The 17965-nt window shown below is 67.0% G+C and carries 13 protein-coding genes; 4 read left to right on the plus strand and 9 right to left on the minus strand.

Translation table 11 applies throughout. From position 1 onward, the window contains the following. Nucleotides 1-179 precede the first annotated feature (179 nt). From WAL33_RS14160 to WAL33_RS14170, 3 genes are all read left to right on the plus strand, one after another. On the plus strand, nt 180-884 hold the full coding sequence (locus WAL33_RS14160) for a FadR/GntR family transcriptional regulator (RefSeq protein ID WP_422182174.1): 705 nt from the start codon (nt 180-182) through the stop codon (nt 882-884). A gap of 327 nt (nt 885-1211) precedes the next feature. Then, nucleotides 1212-3014 carry an IlvD/Edd family dehydratase gene (locus WAL33_RS14165; protein WP_422182162.1) on the plus strand — a complete coding sequence of 601 codons (1803 nt, stop codon included), beginning with the start codon at nt 1212-1214 and terminating at the stop codon, nt 3012-3014. Nucleotides 3015-3083: 69 nt separating this feature from the next. After that, nucleotides 3084-4649, plus strand: coding sequence for an alpha-N-arabinofuranosidase (locus tag WAL33_RS14170; protein WP_422182163.1), 1566 nt, complete (start codon nt 3084-3086; stop codon nt 4647-4649). 178 nt (nt 4650-4827) lie between these two features. Here WAL33_RS14170 and WAL33_RS14175 read toward each other — a convergent pair whose 3' ends face one another. Beyond that, nucleotides 4828-6861 (minus strand): MGH1-like glycoside hydrolase domain-containing protein, encoded by a 2034-nt coding sequence (locus tag WAL33_RS14175; RefSeq protein WP_422182164.1) that lies wholly within the window; start codon nt 6859-6861, stop codon nt 4828-4830. Nucleotides 6862-6999: 138 nt separating this feature from the next. Between WAL33_RS14175 and WAL33_RS14180 the strand changes: the two genes are divergently transcribed. Beyond that, nucleotides 7000-7338: a hypothetical protein gene (locus WAL33_RS14180; RefSeq protein ID WP_422182165.1), complete on the plus strand. Its 339-nt coding sequence runs from the start codon at nt 7000-7002 to the stop codon at nt 7336-7338. A gap of 122 nt (nt 7339-7460) precedes the next feature. On the opposite strand, the gene WAL33_RS14185 is transcribed toward WAL33_RS14180, so the two are convergent. The 8 genes from WAL33_RS14185 to rhmD form a co-directional block, all read right to left on the minus strand. Continuing rightward, complete coding sequence (locus WAL33_RS14185) at nt 7461-9038, minus strand: MFS transporter (protein WP_422182166.1); 1578 nt, start codon at nt 9036-9038, stop codon at nt 7461-7463. A 170-nt stretch (nt 9039-9208) separates the two neighbouring features. Next, on the minus strand, nt 9209-10318 hold the full coding sequence (locus tag WAL33_RS14190) for a glycoside hydrolase family 88/105 protein (RefSeq protein WP_422182167.1): 1110 nt from the start codon (nt 10316-10318) through the stop codon (nt 9209-9211). A 58-nt stretch (nt 10319-10376) separates the two neighbouring features. Further along, nucleotides 10377-14159: a beta-galactosidase gene (locus WAL33_RS14195; RefSeq protein ID WP_422182168.1), complete on the minus strand. Its 3783-nt coding sequence runs from the start codon at nt 14157-14159 to the stop codon at nt 10377-10379. A 2-nt stretch (nt 14160-14161) separates the two neighbouring features. Next, a complete protein-coding gene (gene rhaM, locus WAL33_RS14200; RefSeq protein WP_422182169.1) occupies nt 14162-14494 on the minus strand; it encodes an L-rhamnose mutarotase in 333 nt (110 codons plus the stop codon). Between the two features lie 27 nt (nt 14495-14521). After that, the gene (locus WAL33_RS14205; protein ID WP_422182170.1) at nt 14522-15439 is read right to left on the minus strand and encodes an amidohydrolase family protein; all 918 of its coding nucleotides are present in this window, start codon (nt 15437-15439) and stop codon (nt 14522-14524) included. A 29-nt stretch (nt 15440-15468) separates the two neighbouring features. Continuing rightward, nucleotides 15469-16221, minus strand: a complete 753-nt coding sequence (locus WAL33_RS14210) for an SDR family NAD(P)-dependent oxidoreductase (protein ID WP_422182171.1) — start codon at nt 16219-16221, stop codon at nt 15469-15471. Then, a complete protein-coding gene (locus tag WAL33_RS14215; protein ID WP_422182172.1) occupies nt 16218-17081 on the minus strand; it encodes a fumarylacetoacetate hydrolase family protein in 864 nt (287 codons plus the stop codon). The genes WAL33_RS14210 and WAL33_RS14215 overlap by 4 nt, the downstream gene beginning before the upstream one ends. Before the next feature lie 33 nt (nt 17082-17114). Then, the coding region (rhmD, locus tag WAL33_RS14220) for an L-rhamnonate dehydratase (RefSeq protein WP_422182173.1) at nt 17115-17965 on the minus strand (851 nt) is incomplete at its 5' end.

Here is a 17965-nt window from a genome sequence, read left to right on the forward strand (position 1 = left end):
CGAACGCGGTGGACGTGGCTGTGAAATCCCTTGTCGGCGCGCAAACTGTCTCGCTAGTGTCGCGCGGCGTCGAGATCGGCGGGCGGACGGGGGCTTCGTCCATCGACTGGACAGGGAGCAAAGCGCGCGTGCCGAAGAAGAAGGGCAAGGCTGGGGACGGTGATTTCGCGCGGGACAGCCTGGCGGTCACCAGCCGAATCCATGGCTTGATCGCCCGCAATCTGGGCGTGGCCATCGTCTCGGGCCAGTATCAGCCGGGCGACATCCTCAACAACGAGATCGATTCCAGTGAGCAGCTGCACGTCTCGCGCAGCGCCTATCGCGAAGCCATCCGCATCCTGGCCGCCAAAGGCCTGGTCGAGAGCCGGCCGAAGACCGGCACCCGGGTCACCGAGCGCAGCCGCTGGAGCCTGCTGGACCCCGAGGTCCTGGCCTGGTTCTTCGAATCCGAACCCAGCGAGGAGTTCCTCAAGGGCCTGTACGAACTGCGGATGATCGTCGAGCCGGCCGCCGCGGCCCTGGCCGCCGAGCGCCGTGACGACGGCCAGCTGGAGCGCATGCGCAAGGCGCTGATCCAGATGGAGAGCCAGACCCTGGCCACCGAAGCGGGCCAGGCCGCCGACCGCGACTTCCACGACACCGTGCTGGAAGCCACCGACAACGCGCCGCTGTTCACCTTGTCCAGCAGCATCGGCGCGGCGGTGCGCTGGACCACGATCTTCAAGCAGCGCAAGCGCGAGCTGCCGCGCGACCCCATGCCCGAGCACTGGAAGGTGTTCGACGCCATCGCCGCCGGCCGGCCGGACCAAGCGCGGCAGGCGATGGAGCGGCTGGTGGGTCTGGCGCTGGAAGACACCCGGGCGGCGATCGAGCCGAGGGGTTAGGCGCGCCGCCAGTTTTCAAGCTGTCATCCCGGACAAGCGCCCAGCGCGCAGATCCGGGACCGCCGCCGCGCCGCGCGGCTGGGCTTTCGAGTCCATCGACGCCTCCCGAGCGACCTATCGTCCGGCAATAACGGGCGAATGATTTTCTTTTGCATTCAATTGGTAAGCACCGGCGGTCCGAGGTTGTCGCGCTGTGGAGCTCTCACGTTGACGTTGCGTCTAGAGCGGTATAGTCAGACAAATAAACAGGGACGAAGAAAGCGGGATGTCGATCACGCCCTCCCGCTGTCGCCGACCTAAGGTTTCGTCGCCTATCTAAGGACCGTCATGAGCTCTGCCGCTGTTCCGCCCCGGGCCCTTCGTTCGCGCGCCTGGTTCGACAATCCGGACAATGTGGACATGACGGCGCTGTATCTGGAGCGTTATCTGAACTTCGGCCTGTCGCTGGAGGAGCTGCAGTCGGGCAAGCCGATCATCGGCATCGCCCAGACCGGCTCTGACCTGTCGCCGTGCAACCGCCACCACCTGGTGCTGGCCGAGCGCGTGCGCGAGGGCATCCGCACGGCCGGCGGCATCGCCCTGGAGTTCCCGGTCCACCCGATCCAGGAGACCGGCAAGCGGCCGACCGCGGGGCTGGACCGCAACCTGTCGTATCTGGGGCTGGTGGAGACGCTGTACGGCTACCCGATCGACGGGGTGGTGCTGACCATCGGCTGCGACAAGACCACCCCGGCCTGTCTGATGGCCGCCGCGACCGTGAACATCCCGGCCATCGCCCTGTCGGTCGGCCCGATGCTGAACGGCTGGTACAAGGGCGAACGGACCGGCTCGGGCACCATCGTCTGGAAGGCCCGCGAGATGCTGGCGGCCGGCGAGATCGACCGCGCCGGCTTCATCAAGCTGGTGGCCAGCTCCGCCCCCTCGACCGGCTACTGCAACACCATGGGCACGGCCACGACCATGAACTCGCTGACCGAGGCGCTGGGCATGTCGCTGACCGGCTCGGCCGCCATTCCCGCCCCCTACAGGGACCGGCAACAGAACGCCTACGAGACCGGCCTGCGGATCGTCGAGCTGACCCTGCAGGACATCAAGCCGTCCGACATTCTCACGCGTGACGCCTTCCTCAACGCCGTCGTCGTCAACTCCGCGATCGGCGGCTCGACCAACGCCCCCATCCACCTGAACGGCCTGGCCCGCCACATGGGCGTGGAGCTTTCCGTCGACGACTGGCAGACCTATGGCGAAGACGTGCCGCTGCTGGTCAACCTGCAGCCGGCCGGCGAGTATCTGGGCGAGGACTATTATCGGGCCGGCGGCGTGCCGGCCGTCGTCAACCAGCTGATGGGCCAGGGCCTGATCCGCCAGGACGCCCTGACCGTGTCGGGCCAGACGATCGGCGAGGCCTGCCGCGACGCGATGATCGAGGACGAGGCGGTGATCCGCCCGTTCGACAAGCCGCTGGTCGAGCGGGCCGGCTTCGTGGTCATGCGCGGCAACCTGTTCAACTCGGCGATCATGAAGACCAGCGTGATCACCAGGGAATTCCGCGACCGCTATCTGTCCGACCCCGACGACCCGGACGCCTTCGAGGGCGAGGCGATCGTGTTCGACGGCCCCGAGGACTACCACCACCGCATCGACGACCCGGCCGTGGGCATCACCGAGCGCAGCGTGCTGTTCATGCGCGGGGCCGGTCCGATCGGCTATCCGGGCGCGGCCGAGGTCGTGAACATGCGGGCCCCCGACTACCTGATCAAGCGCGGCGTTCACCAGCTGCCGTGCATCGGCGACGGGCGCCAGTCGGGCACGTCGGGCTCGCCCTCGATCCTCAACGCCTCGCCCGAGGCGGCGGCCGGCGGCGGCCTGGCCTTGCTCAAGAGCGGCGACCGGGTGCGGGTGGACCTGCGCAAGTCGCGTGTCGACGTGCTGGTCACGCCTGAGGAGATCGTCCAACGGCGCAAGGCGCTGGAGGCGGCCGGCGGCTTCCAATATCCGCAAAGCCAGACCCCCTGGCAGGAGATCCAGCGGGCCATCGTCGGCCAGATGGACACCGGCGCGGTGCTGGAGCCCGCCGTCAAGTACCAGCGCATCGCCCAGACCAAGGGCCTGCCCCGGGACAACCACTAAACCGGAGCGCCGCTCCGCCGTCCTTACCAAGACCAACGCCGACAAACGGCGAGCCTAGGGAGAAATCACGTGAAGCTGACCACGCTGAAGCACGCGCTCGTCGCCGGACTTGCCATCGCCGCCCTGGCGGGCGCGGGCGCCGCCGCGGCCCAGACCGCCGTCACGGCCACCCTGCGGGCCGACCAGCCCGGTCCGGTGATCCAGCCGGAGGTCTACGGCCAGTTCGCCGAACACCTGGGACACGGCATCTACGAGGGCGTCTGGGTCGGCGAGGACAGCAAGATCCCCAACACCCGGGGTTACCGCAACGACGTGGTCGCGGCCCTGAAGGCGATCAAGGTTCCGCTGATCCGCTGGCCGGGCGGCTGCTTCGCCGACGACTATCACTGGCGCGAGGGGATCGGCCCGCGCGACAAGCGTCCGGTGAAGGTCAATGTGAGCTGGGGCGGCGTCGAGGAGCCCAACAGCTTCGGCACCAACGAGTTCATGGAATTCGCCGAACTGGTCGGGGCCAAGACCTATGTCGCTGGCAATGTCGGCACCGGTTCGCCCCAGGAAATGGCCGAGTGGGTCGAGTACATGGTCTCGCCGACCAATTCGACCATCGCCAACATGCGCCGCGCCAATGGCCGCGATAAGCCCTGGAAGCTGGACTACTTCGGAGTCGGCAACGAGAACTGGGGCTGCGGCGGCCAGATGACGGCGGCTCACTACACCGACCTCTACCGCAACTTCGCCGAATTCGTCCGGGTGCCGCCGGGGACCAAGACCGAGAAGATCGCCGGCGGCGCCAATGGCCCCGACTACAACTGGACTGAGACCATGATGGCCAGCGCGGCCAAGAACATGGATCAGATCAGCGTCCATTATTACACGATCCCCAGCGGCCGCTGGTCGATCAAGGGTTCGGCCACTCAGTTCGACGAGCAGATCTGGGCCGACACCATGTTCCAGGCCCTGCGCATGGACGAGCTGATCACCAAGCACACCGCCATCATGGACAAGTACGATCCGACGAAGCGGGTGGGCCTGGCCGTCGATGAATGGGGGATCTGGCACGACGTCGAGCCGGGCACCAATCCGGGCTTCCTGTACCAGCAGAACACCATGCGCGACGCGGTGGCGGCCGGCGCCACCCTGAACGTCTTCCACAAGCACGCCGATCGGGTGCGGCTGACGGCCATCGCCCAGATGGTCAATGTGCTGCAGGCCATGATCCTGACCGACAAGGACAAGATGGTCCTGACCCCGACCTACTGGGTCTACGACTTGTATAAGCCTTTCCAGGGGGCGACATCTCTGCCGCTGGAGGTCAACAGCCCAGCCTATACGGTCGGCAAGTCCAGCGTTCCGGCGGTCAACGCCTCTGCGGGCCGGGACACCGCCGGCGTAGTCCACGTGGCGCTGGTCAACCTGGATCCGACCAAGTCGGCGACCGTGACGATCAAGCTTTCGGGCGTGACCGGCAAGACCGCCAAGGGCCGGGTGCTGACGGCTTCGACCATGAGCGCCCACAACACCTTCGAGGCGCCCAACGCGGTCAAGCCGGCGGCCTTCACGGCGGCCTCGATCAAGGGCGACACCCTGACCGCGACCCTGCCGAGCAAGTCGGTGGTGGTGCTGGATCTGAACTAGGGCTGGGGGGCGTCCTCTGCATGAGCAAAGGACGCCCCTCAATTCCCTTCATCCCGGCGAAAGCCGGGACCCAAGCCGAGCTTGGGATTGGCCGCTGACGGCCGATCGGCGGAGCCCCTTTCGGACATCCTGCTTGGTTCCCGGCTTTCGCCGGGATGAAGGGATGTAAGGCCGGCCTTTAGAACACCTTCATCTCGACCAGCCGCATGTCCTTGCCGGCCGCCAGATCGAACACCGCCCGCAGTTTCGACGTCGTCACCGGCGCCCAGGCCGCGCGGTCCACGCCGTTGGCCAGCGGGGCGGGGACCTTGGCCACCTCCACCCACTTGTCGTCCCGCCAGGCCTCCAGCCGGTAGCGCGCCGGCCCGGCGAAGGCCTGGTCGTCGGCGAAGAAGCTGAGCTCGGCCGCGCGCACCGACGTCGGCGCGCCGAAGTCCACCTCGAACCACGGCTGCTTGGCGCCAACGCCCGGCGACCAGCCGTTGGCCATCTCCGGGAAGAACCACACCCGCCCGTCCAGCGCCTGGTGCACGGTCTTGGGATCGGCGCCGGCCGAGGCCGAGCCACGCGGATAGTCCGAGCGCACCAGATTGACCGCCAGGTCGATCGGTCGGGCGATCGGGGCGGCCGGCTTCCGCGCCAGCGGCGCGGTCAGCGTCTTCAAGGTTGTCGAGGCGGCCACCTCCCGGCCGTCCACCGTCACCACCAGGCCCCGGCGGCCATAGCGAGACCCGTCGGCGTCCCACGAGATCCCGACCAGATGGCCGTGATAGGGCGCGTCCTGCAGGCTGAAATACTTGAGGAAGTTCGGATCGGCGGGGTCGCTGGGGGCCAGCGGATTGACCTCCAGCACCTCGTCGGCGCGCGGCCGCAGCCCCACCAGGCCGCTGATCACCAGGTCGACATAGCCGGAGTGATTGTAGTGATGGCTGCGGTCCAGGCCGACGATGGCCTTGCCGGTGGCCGGATCGTAGTCCTCCTCCAGGTCCGGCTTGCCGTCCTTGAAATGCAGCGCCGTGTACTGGGCCAGCATCCGCGCGTAGTCGGCGCGTGTGACCACGTCCTGGCGATAGTCGTTCAGCAGGTTGGCCAGGCCCGTCAGAACCTGGGTGGTCTGGAACGGCCAGATCGGTCCGTTCCACTGGCACTCGGGCTCGCCGGTTTCCTTGATGTAGCGGTACTGGCGCATGTAGTGCTCGTAGGACGGCTCGACCGTGCGCAGGCCCGCCGGGCCGGCCAGCTGGTTCGGATCGATCGCGTGCTTCCAGGCCTGGGCGTAGGCCGGCGTGTCGTCCGGCAGGCCGAAGGTCCAGGGCACGTAGCCGACCAGTTCGCGCCCGCGGATCGGGTCCCAGTATTTCACATGCGCGTTGTTGACCTTGTAGCGGTCGATGAAGTGGGCGAAGTCGGCGCTCCACAGGCTCTTCTGCACCTGGGCCTTGAGGCTCTCAGCGCGCGCGGCGTAGTCGGCGGCGGTGGCCTTGTCGCCGGTCAGGGCCGCCAGCCGGCTGATCGCCCGGGCGTTGGCGTACATGTAGCTGTTGATCGAGGGGCGGAAGGCGTCGCCGCCCCTGAAGCCGTCCTGGCCGCCCGAGGCGTCGATCGAGCTGATCGTATATTCGGTGGCGTCCAGCAGCGGCTCGATCCAGTACAGCTTCTTGTCGAAGTCGTAGCGGTCGTCCCACAGGGCGTAGATGTGCTTCATCGCGCCCAGGTGCCGGGTGGCGGCGTCCTGGTCGCCGTCGACCAGGAAGCGGGCCCAGGTCGCATCGGCGATGGCCTCGGCGAAATGGCGATCGTTGCCGCCGCCCTCGTACATGAAGTCGATATAGTCGCCGGCATAGCGCCGATCGCGAAGCCAGCGGCCCTCCTGGATGTGGAAGCCGGTGGCGTCGTTGAGGCTGGCGTAGGGCTCGCGCTGCCAGCCGACGTCGTCGAGGAACTCGGTGGTGATGTAGCCGCGGGGGCCGAGGTCGCGCTGGTGGGCGCGGAACACGCTCCAGCGGTAATAGTAGATCTGGTCCAGCTTCGGGTCCGAGGATTCGAACAGCGGTATATTGCCCTCGTACCAGGCGGCGTCGTTCCCGAACCGGGCCGTGGCGATGGCGTGGGCGTCCAGCTTCGGCGAGGCGGAGAGCACCGGCGATGCGGTCAGAGCCGTCGTCGCCCACAGCGCCAGGGCCAGCCGTCCGCCCAGTCTCGACCTCGCCATTCCGTCTTCTCCCTCAGAGTATTTTGTCTGAGTATTTAATCGAAGGTCGATGCGGGCCGCCAGTGTTTCCTCCTCGTGTTTCCCGGCGTTATGGTCGCGATGCTTGAATGCTCCAAACGACCCGAGGAGGAAACGGCGATGAAGACATTCCTGGCCCTCTACATGGGCTCCGACACGCCGACGGATCCGTCGTCGGTCAGCGAGGAGACGATGAACAAGGGCATGGCCGCTTGGGGCCAGTGGATGACCGATCACGCCGCGGCGGTGGTCGATCACGGCGGCCCGTTGGGGAAGACCAAGAAGGCGGCGCCAGGCGGCGTGAGCGACATCCGCAACCGGGTGGCCGGCTACGTCATCGTGCGGGCGCAGTCCCATGAGGCGGCGGCGGCGCTGTTCGAGAACCACCCCCACTTCGCGATCTTCCCCGGGGACTCGGTGGAAATCATGGAGCGCCTGCCGATCCCGGGACAGGAGTAGGGACAACTTTTGGAAGCGAAAACCTCGTCCTTCGACAGGCTCAGGATGAGGTTTTCTACTGCCGAGACCTGCACACTGGTCCTCATCCTGAGCTTGTCGAAGGACGAGGACCAAGCGCGGCGCTAGCCGCGTCCCCACAGCCGCTCGAACTTCCACCCCGTCAGGTCCTCGACGATCTGTTTTGACTCCGGGCTCTCGGCCTCGGTGGCCCCGGCGCGCAGGCGCTCGACCTCGTGGATCAGGACCTCGTGGGTCCTGGCGTTGAGCCGGAAGGACCAGGAGATCACCAGGCCCGCCAGCATGACCAGCAGCGGCCCGCCGACCATCACCAGCACCAGGACCAGCACCGCCTGGGGCGATTGGACCACGGCCACGCCGGGGTGGGCCTTGTCGGGCGAGACGAAGCCGCCCAGGCCGATCAGCGAGGTGGTGACGACGATGGCTCCCGACTGAGCGATCTTGCGCACGAAGGTCATGACCCCGGCGAAGATGCCTTCGCGACGCTGGCCGGTCACGGCCTCATCGACGTCGGGCAGGTAGTTGTAGACGCTCCAGGGCACGAAGTTCAGCGTCCCCCGGCCCAGGCCGGCCAGGATGATGGGCGCGAACAGCCAGAACAGCACGGTCGGCGAGGCGCCGCCGCCGAACAGATTGCCGCCCAGCGCCGTCAGGCCTTCGGCGAAGCCCGCCGGCTTGATCAGATAGAAGGCCAGGAACAGCAGCAGGGCCGCGCCGACGAAGCCGATGGCCATGCGATAGGCGGCCGTCGGTCCGGTGCGGATGACCACATTGATGGCGATCATCACCGAGATCAGCTGGGCCACGTACATGGTGGTCATCAGCTGCGAGATCACCAGGGTGGCCCCCATCATCACCGTCGCCACGAACAGCGGGAAGGCGGTGTTGAAGATGTCCTGCGAGATGTAGCCGCCCAGATACAGCGACAGATGCTGGCGGAAGGCCTTGATGCGCAGGGTCGAGAACAGGTCGCGGAACATGTTGACCGGGATCAGCGCGGCCTTGGCCCAGTCCATGGGCTCGGGCTGGATCAGCTTCTCGGCCTCGGTATAGGGCCGTTCCCAGGTGAACAGCACGACCAGCAGAACGACCAGGCTGAACAGCCCGCCGAAGATGGCGGCCATGATCAGGAAGGTGCTTGAGGAGTCCTTGCCGCCGAAGTGGTTGATGATCAGGGTGGGCAGGTAGGAGGCCAGGATCGCCGAGCTCTGGGCGATCAGCATCCGCGCGCCGGCGAACTTGGCCTTTTCCTTGTAATCCTTGGTCATTTCCGCCGCGAGGGTTTCCCACGGGATCAGGAACATCGTGTAGAGGAACTCGAAGAAGACGAACGTCACCAGGTAGTAGGTGAAGGTCTGGCCCGTGACGAAGATCAGGGCGAAGGCGGGCAGCAGCGGAATGGTCAGGATCAGGAAGATCTTGCGCCGGCCGATCCGTCGCCCGACCCAGGTGTGGCGCAGGTTGTCGGAGATGTAGCCGATCAGCGGGCAGGTGATCGCCTCCAGCAGCCGAGGCAGGCCCAGGATCAGGCCGGTCTCGACCGCCGACAGGCCGCAGAAGGTGATGAAGAAATAGGCCAGCCAGCCGGTGATCACGGCCTGCGCGCCGGCCCCCAACATGTCGCCGGAACCCCAGCCCCAATAGTTGATCCAGGAAGGTTTGCGGGGTTCCGGCGTCGCCATCTGCGTGTCATTCCCTTGGAGCGAGTTTCTGGCGCCCCGTGTTTCTTGTTCGGCGGTTGGGGCGAAAACCTCGTCCTTCGACAAGCTCAGGATGAGGTTTTTCTACTGCCGCGATCTGGCTGTGGTCCTCATCCTGAGCTTGTCGAGGACGAGGGCCACGCACTGAGTTGCTAGATGAAGGCGCGCTGGAACTCGCCCAGGGCCAGGATGGCCAGGGACTGGCCGTAGGGCATCGAGGTCAGGGGGATGTCCTTGTAGCCCTGCAGGGTGTCGAACACCGGGGTGCCGAACGACACCTGCTGCAGCTCGCCCTTGTCGTCGATATTGGCCAGCACGCCCTTCAGCGCCTTGATCCCCATCGCCTGATAGTCCTTGGAGACGTAGCGCTTGCGCACGGCCTTCAGCACGCCGTAGGCGAAGCCGGCCGTGGCCGAGGCCTCCAGGTACGAGGTCTTGTCGTCGACCAGCGTGCGCCACAGGCCGGTGTCCTGGTCCTGATAGCGGGCCAGGGCCTTGATCTGGGCCTCCAGGGTGTCGATCAGGAACTCGCGCAGGGCGTCGCCGGGCGGCAGGTCCAGCAGCTCGATGAACTCGGGGATGGCGATCGTCACCCAGCAGTTGCCGCGGGCCCACAGGGCGTCGGCGAAGTTATGCCGGCCTTCGAAGGTCCAGCCGTGGAACCACATGCCGGTCTTGCGGTCGGCCAGGTACTTCACGTGCAGCATGAACTGACGCTTGGCCTCCTCGACGAAGTCGTCGCGGCCCAGCAGCAGGCCGATCTTGGCCAGGGGCAGGACGCTCATCATCAGCGTGTCGTCCCACAGCTGCTGCGGGTTCTCGCTGTTGAAGACGATGTGCTGGAAGCCGCCTTCTTCCGTACGCGGACCTTCGTACATCACGTAGTCGGCCCAGGTTTCCAGATAGGGCAGGTAGGTGTGGTCGCCGGTCGCCTCGTACAGATAGGCCAGGGTCAGGAACGGCGAGACGGTGTTGATGTTCTTGGTCGGGGTGCCGGCCTCGAAGCGGTCGGCGAACCACTGGGTCATGATCTCGAACGCCCGCGGATCGGCGGTCATCTCGTACTGCTTCCACAGGCCGTACAGGCCCACGCCGTGGGTCCATTCCCAGTCGTTCCAGCCCTTGGTGTCGATCACCCGGCCGTCGTCGAGCCGCAGCAGGAACTCGCCGGTCTCGTCCTGGATGTCGACCAGGTTGCTGATCAGCAGGGCGATCTTGGCCTTGATGTCCTTGGCCTCGAGGCCGTGGGCGAGATTGGGCACGGGGTAGTCTCCTTGGAAAGTCTTGGCGTGGGCGGGGGAGCGCCCAAGCAGGCAGAGTTTAGGGTTTGAAGTCGGGCGCCGGAACGCGGGCGACGGGTATGCCGCCGCGCACGGTGCGCAGGTTGACGAGTTTCACCGTCTCCAGGGCGTCGCCGGGAGCGCCGTCGCTGGTCACGGCCAGGGCCAGGGTGTTCTTGCCGTGCAGGTCGACGATGCCCGGCGGCAAGACGAAGGTCCGCTGCGGGCCGACATTGGCGATGAACTGGCCCATGTTCCAGCCGTTGACGAAGATCAGCACCCGGTAGCGACCCGGCGAGCGCGGGACGGTGGGATCGCCGATCGTCAGGCCCAGGGTGGTGTCCTGGTCCTTGGGCAGGTTCAGGTCGAAGCGCGTGCGATACCAGGTCGTGCCGACGGCGGGCTTGGTCGCGGCCATGTCGGCCTTGGTCCATCCGCCGTCGGGGAAGCCAGGCAGGTGCCAGCCCATCCGTTCGCCGTACTGGCCGCCGTTGTTGGCGTTGCCGCGCACCGGATCCTGGATGTCCTCGCCGCCCAGATTGCCCTGGATCTTCCAGGCGATCGGCACGGCGAAGCTGTAGCTGGTGGGGCTGGACAGCGAGGCCGAGATCAGGCCGCGAGCCTCCTTGTGGAAGTCGTCGGCGTCCAGGTCCCAGTTGTGGCCGTTGTTGCGGACCATCACCGAGATCACGTGCTCGCCGGCTCCGCGCAGGTCCTCGGGCAGCTTGAACGTGGCCACGCCCATGGTGATCGGGCGCGGCAGGCCGCCGTCCAGCTCGTGCTGGCCCAGGAACCGGCCGTCCAGCCAGACCTGCAGCATCCCCGCGCCGCCGCCGCCATAGTGCAGGGTCAGGGTGTCGATGTCGGGCTTGCCGGTGTAGCGGCCGCGATACCAGACGTCGCCCTGGTGGAAGCCGTAGGTGCTCATGTCCAGGGCGGGTTGGCCCGTAGGTCCGCGCACGGTTGAGCCGCTGCGGCGGCCCTCGGTCTTCAGCCAGGCGTTGTCGTCGAACTTGGGATCGGCCTCGGGCGTGCCCGGGGCGGTCTTCCAGTCGAGCTTGGCGAGGTCGGGCACGGTCACCGCGGCCGGACCGGCCAGCGGCTTGTCGGCCAGCAGCCCGCCCGAGGCGGTGACTTTCGTCGTGACCTTGACGCCGTTCCAGCGGATGGCCGTCACGGCCTTGGGCGCGAAGACTTCCAGCGGGCTGTCGGTCTCGGTGTCGCCGGTCAGGCTGAGCACGCCGCCCTTGGTCGCGTCGCTCCGGACCAGGCCGGGGCCGCGCACCAGCAAGGCGTCGCGGCGCCAGAAGGTCTGGCCGGTCTCGGCGTCGGCCAGCAGCAGGGCCAGGGGCGGACGACCGCCGCCGGTGATCCGCACGCGGGCCAGGCCCTTGTGCGCGTAGGTCAGCTTCAGGTCGCCCTTGGCGGCGTCGAAGGCCTGGGCGACTTCGCCCTCCAGAACCTCGACCTTCGGGGCGGAGGCGTAGCGCAGCACCGTCTCGCCCGCCTCGCCGGCGCGGCCGTACAGCAGGGCCAGGTCGCCGTCGTTCCACTTCAGGTGCGTCTGGATCTCGGACGTCGAATAGACCAGCCGCTGGCCGCCCAGGTCGTACGAAGCCATCAGCATCTTGCTGTCCTGGCCCTTGATCCGGCTGGGCACGACGTACTCGCCGTCGCGGGTCTTCACCTGGAAGGTGAAGGCCTCATCGCCGGTGGCGCTGCTGGGGTTGTGAACCACCCCATAGAGATGGCTGCCGGTCTCCGGATTGACGTTGTGATAGACGCGGACCTTGTCGTTCGACGGGGCGACGGCCTCGCCCTTGTCCATGCGGCGGAGGTCCGGCACGGCGGCGATGAACTCGCCCATCTGCTTCATCACGCGGATCTTGTCGCGCAGGCCCCGGGTCTCGTCGATCGCCGAGCCGTAGTCGTAGGAGGTGAACACCACCGGGGCCGGCAGCCAGCCCCACGAGGTGCCGCCATAGGTCATGTAGAAGCTCTGGATCGTCAGGCCGTTGGCGATGTTCGTGCCGTAGAACACGCGTTGATAGCCGACGCCGCGATGCAGGGCGGTGCAGTCGTAGTCGCCGTTGCTGCCCCAGTAGTCGAACCAGCCGCCGCCGAACTCGGCCGCGAAGCCGGGGGTGTTGGGGCTGGCCGAGGCGCCGCCCTTGGCCCCGCCGGGACCGTACAGGCCCCAGTCGGGCGCGACACCGGGCGCCGACGGCGTGGAGTCGACCTTGCAGCTGCCGCCGGGATAGCCGTCGAAGGCGTAGAGGTCGTTGGGCCCCTCGACCGTGCCGGGGACCTTGGAGTCCTTGGGGACCCAGTAACCGTTGCGGCCCTTGTCGTTGTGGAAGATCGGGACCGTGATCCCGTCGGCCTTGGCCTTGTCGTACAGCCACTGCATGTAGCGCTGCTGCGGGGCGCCGACGACGTCCAGCTCGTTCTCGATCTGGTGGGCGATCACCGTGCCCTGGCCGGTGGTCAGCTGGTGGCGGGCGATGACGGCGTTGATCCGGGTCAGCCACTCGTCGGCGGCGGTGATGTATTCCGGCGCGTCGGTGCGGGCCCGAGCCTGCTGGTTGACCATCCAGCCGGGATAGCCGCCACGCGTCAGCTCGGCGTTCACATAGGGTCCGGCGCGGGTGATGACGTAGAGGCCTTCTTCCTTGGCCATCGCCAGCACGCGATCCATGTCGCGCACGCCGCTGAAGTCGTAGACCCCCTGCTTGGGCGAGTGGTAGCCCCAGTCGAAATAGATGGCGACGGTGTTGTAGCCGCTGGCCTTCATCTTCTGGAGGATGTCGCGCCACAGGTCCGGGCTGGGCACGCGGAAGGGGTGGAACTCGCCGCCCCACGAGAAGATGCGCTCGCCATCGACCTTCAGGGAGTACTTGTCCCAGGTGATCTTGTGGACTTCGGCGGGCTTGGCGGCGACGGCGGGTTCGCCGCCTTCCTTCAGGACCGTGAAGTGCCGCACCGTGCCCGACAGCTCGGGCAGCTCGGTCTTCGGCGTCCAGGTGCGGAAGCCGTCCTTGCTGTCGCTGAACCAGTACCGCTTGGCCGCGTACTCGTCGAAATAGATCCGCCACGCGCCGTCGGGTGTGCGGGTCAGGGCAGGGCCTTCGACGCCGCGACCCCAGCCGGCCCAGTCGCCCGAGCCCTTCGGCTGCCAGGGACCGTCCAGCGACGGAGCGGTGTAGAGCTCGACGAACTTGCTGGTCTCGTTCTTGGCGAAGGCGTTGTAGAGCCCGCCCTCGCGCACCACGAAGGTGTCGATGAAGTTGGGACCCAGGCCCGCCAGCGGCTTGGGCTTGCTCCACTTGGCGAGCAGGGCGTCGGCGGCGGTGATCCGATAGGGCTGAAAAGAGCCTTGCTGGCCGGTGGTCGAGACCGACAGGATCAGGTTCACCGAGCCGTCCTGGTCGACGAACCATTCGGGCGCCCAGCTGTTGGTCGCGCCGGCCACGTCGACGGTGACGTCGCGCAGGAAGGTCCAGTCGGTCAGGTCCCGGCTGCGGGCCAGGCCGATGGTGTTTCCGGTCCAGCCAGTGGTGTAGGCGACGTACCACCAGCCGTCGGAATGCCGCATCACGCTGGGGTCGCGGATCAGGCCCTTGGGCGGGGTGTAGGCCAGCGGCTTCTTCAACACAAAGCGCGTCCCGTCCGCCGAGTCGTAGACGCTCATGTTCGACTGGCTGGCGTTGGTGAACGCCGTCATGGTGTAGCGCGCGGGCTCGGCCCCGACCGACGGGATGGGGGCGGTGGTCGCCAGCAGGGTCGTGACCAAGCCGAGTGCGCGGAAGGGCAGGCGGGTCATCTTCAGCCCTCGAAATAGAAGACGGGTTTCAGGGGCCACTCGCGCGGCTTGTTGTCCGGATGGACGTCCATCAGGTCGGCCATGTAGTCCCACCAGCGCTTCATCACCGGCTCCAGGGGCAGGGCGTCCTTGGCGTTGTCGGGCTTGAGGCGCAGCACGGCGAACAGGCTCATCGTCTCTTCGTCGAGGAAGATCGAATAGTCATGGATCCCGGCCTTGCGCAGCGCTTCGGCCAGGTCCGGCCACAGCTCGTCGTGCCGGCGCTCGTATTCGGCGGCGACGCCGGGCTTCAGCTGCATGCGGAAGGCGAGGGGCCGGTCCTGGTGGTTGCTCATCGTGTCCTCCCGTTTCTTGCTTTTGGGTCAGGTGGTGGGCGGCGGCAGGCGGTAGACTTGGCGGGCTGTTCCACCGAACAACGCCGCCCGCTGGGCCTCGCCGAAGTCCGCCGTGATCGTGTCGTAGGCCTCGTAGAAATCGCCGAACGATCCGTGCACCTTCTCGACCGGGAAGTTGCTGGCCAGCATGCAGCGGCTGGGACCGAAGGTCTCGATGACCCGCAGCACGAAGGGCCGCAGGCTGTCGACGGTCCAGGCCCGGTCGATCATCGCCAGGCCCGAAATCTTGCAGCTGACGTTCTGCTGCTGGGCCAGCAGGGCCAGGCCGTCGCGCCAGGCTTGCAGGCCGGCCTCGTCGCGGTCGGTCGGCATGCCGGCGTGATTGACGATCACTGGAATGTCCGGATGGGCGGCGGCCAGGGCGGCGGCCGTCGCCATCTGCGAAGGATAGAGCTGCAGGTCGAACGACAGCCCGTACTTGGCCAGCAGGGCGTAGCCCTTGCGCCATTGATCATTCAGCAGCAGGTCGGTCGGGCCGTAGGTCTTGGCGGGATCCTTGTGCCAGTTGACGATCTGGCGGACGCCCCGAACATTGGCTCGCGCCGCATGCGCCTCGAGCAGGGGCTCGACGCGGGGGTCATCCAGATTGGCGCCGGCCACGATGCCGCCGATCACCCCTTGGGTGTCCGCGACGGCTTGCAGCCAGTCGGTCTCCGACAGCTGGTCCTTGGGCGGCAGGCCGCATTCGACATGCACCGTCTGGACGATGTTCCAGCCGACCGTGTCGGTCAGATAGTCATCGAGCCCATAGGAGCGATAAGCGATCGGGGACATGTCGCCGGCCGGATTGTTCGGCAGCGGGACGGCCTGGAGCCAGCTGTAATAGTGCCGGTCCAGGTCCCACAGGTGCATGTGCGGGTCGATGATCGGGCCGAGATAGGTCATCGCTCCCCGTTTCTCCCTAAGGTTTGGCCCTAATAGGTCGTGCGACCGCCGGACGTGTCGAAGGTCGAAGCGGTGGTGAACGAGCACTCTTCGCTGGCCATGAAGCAGACCATGGCCGCGCTCTCGTGGATCTCGCCCAGGCGCCCCATCGGGATCTTGCCGCGCATGTAGTCGACCTGGCTCTGGGGCAGTTGCTCCAGGATCGGGCTTTCGAAGGTGGCGGGGGTCAGGCTGTTGGCGATCACGCCCTTGGTCGCCAGTTCCTTGCCCAGCGACTTGGTCAGGCCGATCACGCCGGCCTTGCTGGCCGAATAGGCGCTGGCGTTGGGATTGCCTTCCTTGCCGGCCACCGAGGCGACGTTGACGATCCGGCCGTAGCCGCCCGCGATCATGAACGGCGCCACCTCGCGGCAGCAGTAGAACAGGCCGTTCAGATTGATGTCGATCACCCGACGCCAGCTGTCGAGCGGGTACTCGTGGACCGGGGCGGTGGCGCCGGTGATGCCGGCCGAGGCGACCAGGATGTCGATGCGGCCCAGAGCCCCATGGGCGGCCTTGGCGGCGGCGGCGACGGCGGCCTGGTCGGAGACGTCGAGGGCGACGGTGTGCTGGGCGCCCACCTCGGCGGCGGCGGCCTTCAGACCATCAGCGTCCAGGTCCCAAAGGCAGACCTGGCCGCCCTCGGCGACGATGCGCGCGGCCACGGCCTTGCCCAGGCCCGAGGCCCCGCCGGTGATCACGGCGGCGCGACCAGCGAAACGATTGGCGTAAACGGTGCTCACGCGACGCCTTCCTTGGACCAGGCCACGACGATCTGGCGCTGCTCGCCCAGCTTCTCGATGCCCAGGCGGATCTCATCGCCGGCCTTCAGATAGACGGGCTGCGGCTTCTGGCCCATGCCGACGCCGGGCGGCGTGCCGGTGGTGATCAGGTCACCAGGCTCAAGCGTCATGAACTCGCTGATGTAGGAGACCAGCTTGCTGATCGGGAAGATCATGGTCTTGGACGAGCCGTCCTGCTTGCGCTGGCCGTTGACGTCCAACCACATGGCCAGGTTCTGCGGGTCGCCGACCTCGTCCGAGGTGACCATCCACGGGCCGACCGGGCCGAAGGTGTCGCAACCCTTGCCCTTGTCCCAGGTGCCGCCGCGCTCGATCTGGAAGGCGCGCTCGGAGACGTCGTTGATCAGCACATAGCCGGCGACGTGGTCCAAGGCTTCGGCCTCGCTGACGTAGCTGGCGCGCGAACCGATCACGACGCCCAGCTCGACCTCCCAGTCGGTCTTCAGCGAACCCTTGGGGATCATCACCGGGTCGTTCGGGCCGGTCAGGCAGCTGACGGCCTTGGTGAACAGCACCGGCTCCTCGGGGATCGGCAGGTTCGATTCGGCGGCGTGGTCGGCGAAGTTCAGGCCCACGGCGATGAACTTGCTGACGCCCTTGACCGGCACGCCGTAGCGGGGCGAGCCCTCGACCAGCGGCAATGACTTCGGATCGATGACGGCCAGCTTTTTCAGGCTGGCGGGCGACAGTTCCGCGCCGGTGATGTCGGCGACGTGGCCCGACAGGTCGCGGATGGCGCCGTCGGCGTCGAGGAGGCCGGGCTTTTCGGCGCCGCGAGGGCCGTAACGCAGGAGTTTCATGGCTTTACGCTTTCGGGGGATTAGCGTTCGGGATTAGCGGGCGTAAGGCCGGTGCAGACCGACCTCGCGATTGAGTTCGACGCCGAAGCCGGGGGCGTCGGAGAGTTTCAGCTTGCCGTTCACCGGCACGGGCTCGCCGATCAGCTGCGGGTGGAACATCGGCACCACCTCGTCGGCCTTGGGGGCCATCATCAGGAACTCGGCGAACGGGCTGTTATGGCGCGTGGTGACGAAGTGGTAGCTGTAGACGCTCGACCCATGCGGGATGCACATCACGCCGCGGCTGTCGGCGAGGTTGGAGATCTTCACCAGCTCGGTCATGCCGCCGCACCAGCCGACGTCGGGCTGGATGATGTCGCAGCACTCCATCTCCAGCAGCATGCGGAAGCCCCAGCGGGTGGCCTCGTGCTCGCCGGTGGTGACCAGCATGCCCTTGGGGGCGGCCTTCTTCAGGTCGCGATAGCCCCAGTAGTCGTCGGGGCTGAGCGCCTCCTCGATCCACTTGAGGCCATATTCGTGGGCCTTGTGGGCCAGCTTGGTGGCGTAGTTCAGGTCCAGCGCCATCCAGCAGTCGAACATCAGCCAGAAGTCCTCGCCCGTGCGCTCGCGCATGGTGGCCAGTTCTTCGATGTTCTTGCGCAGGCCTTCCTCGCCCTCGGCCGGGCCGTGGTGCAGGGGCATCTTGCCGCCGATGAAGCCCATCTTCTGGGCCAGGTCGGGGCGGGCGCCGGTGGCGTAGAAGGTCAGCTCGTCGCGAACCTTGCCGCCCAGCAGATGATAGACCGGCTCGCCGCGCAGCTTGCCCAGCAGGTCCCACAGCGCCAGGTCGACGCCGGACAGGGCGTTCACGACGAGGCCCTTGCGGCCGTAGTACTGGGTGGAGA

The organism is Caulobacter sp. (assembly GCF_049283275.1).
Classification (GTDB): domain Bacteria; phylum Pseudomonadota; class Alphaproteobacteria; order Caulobacterales; family Caulobacteraceae; genus Caulobacter.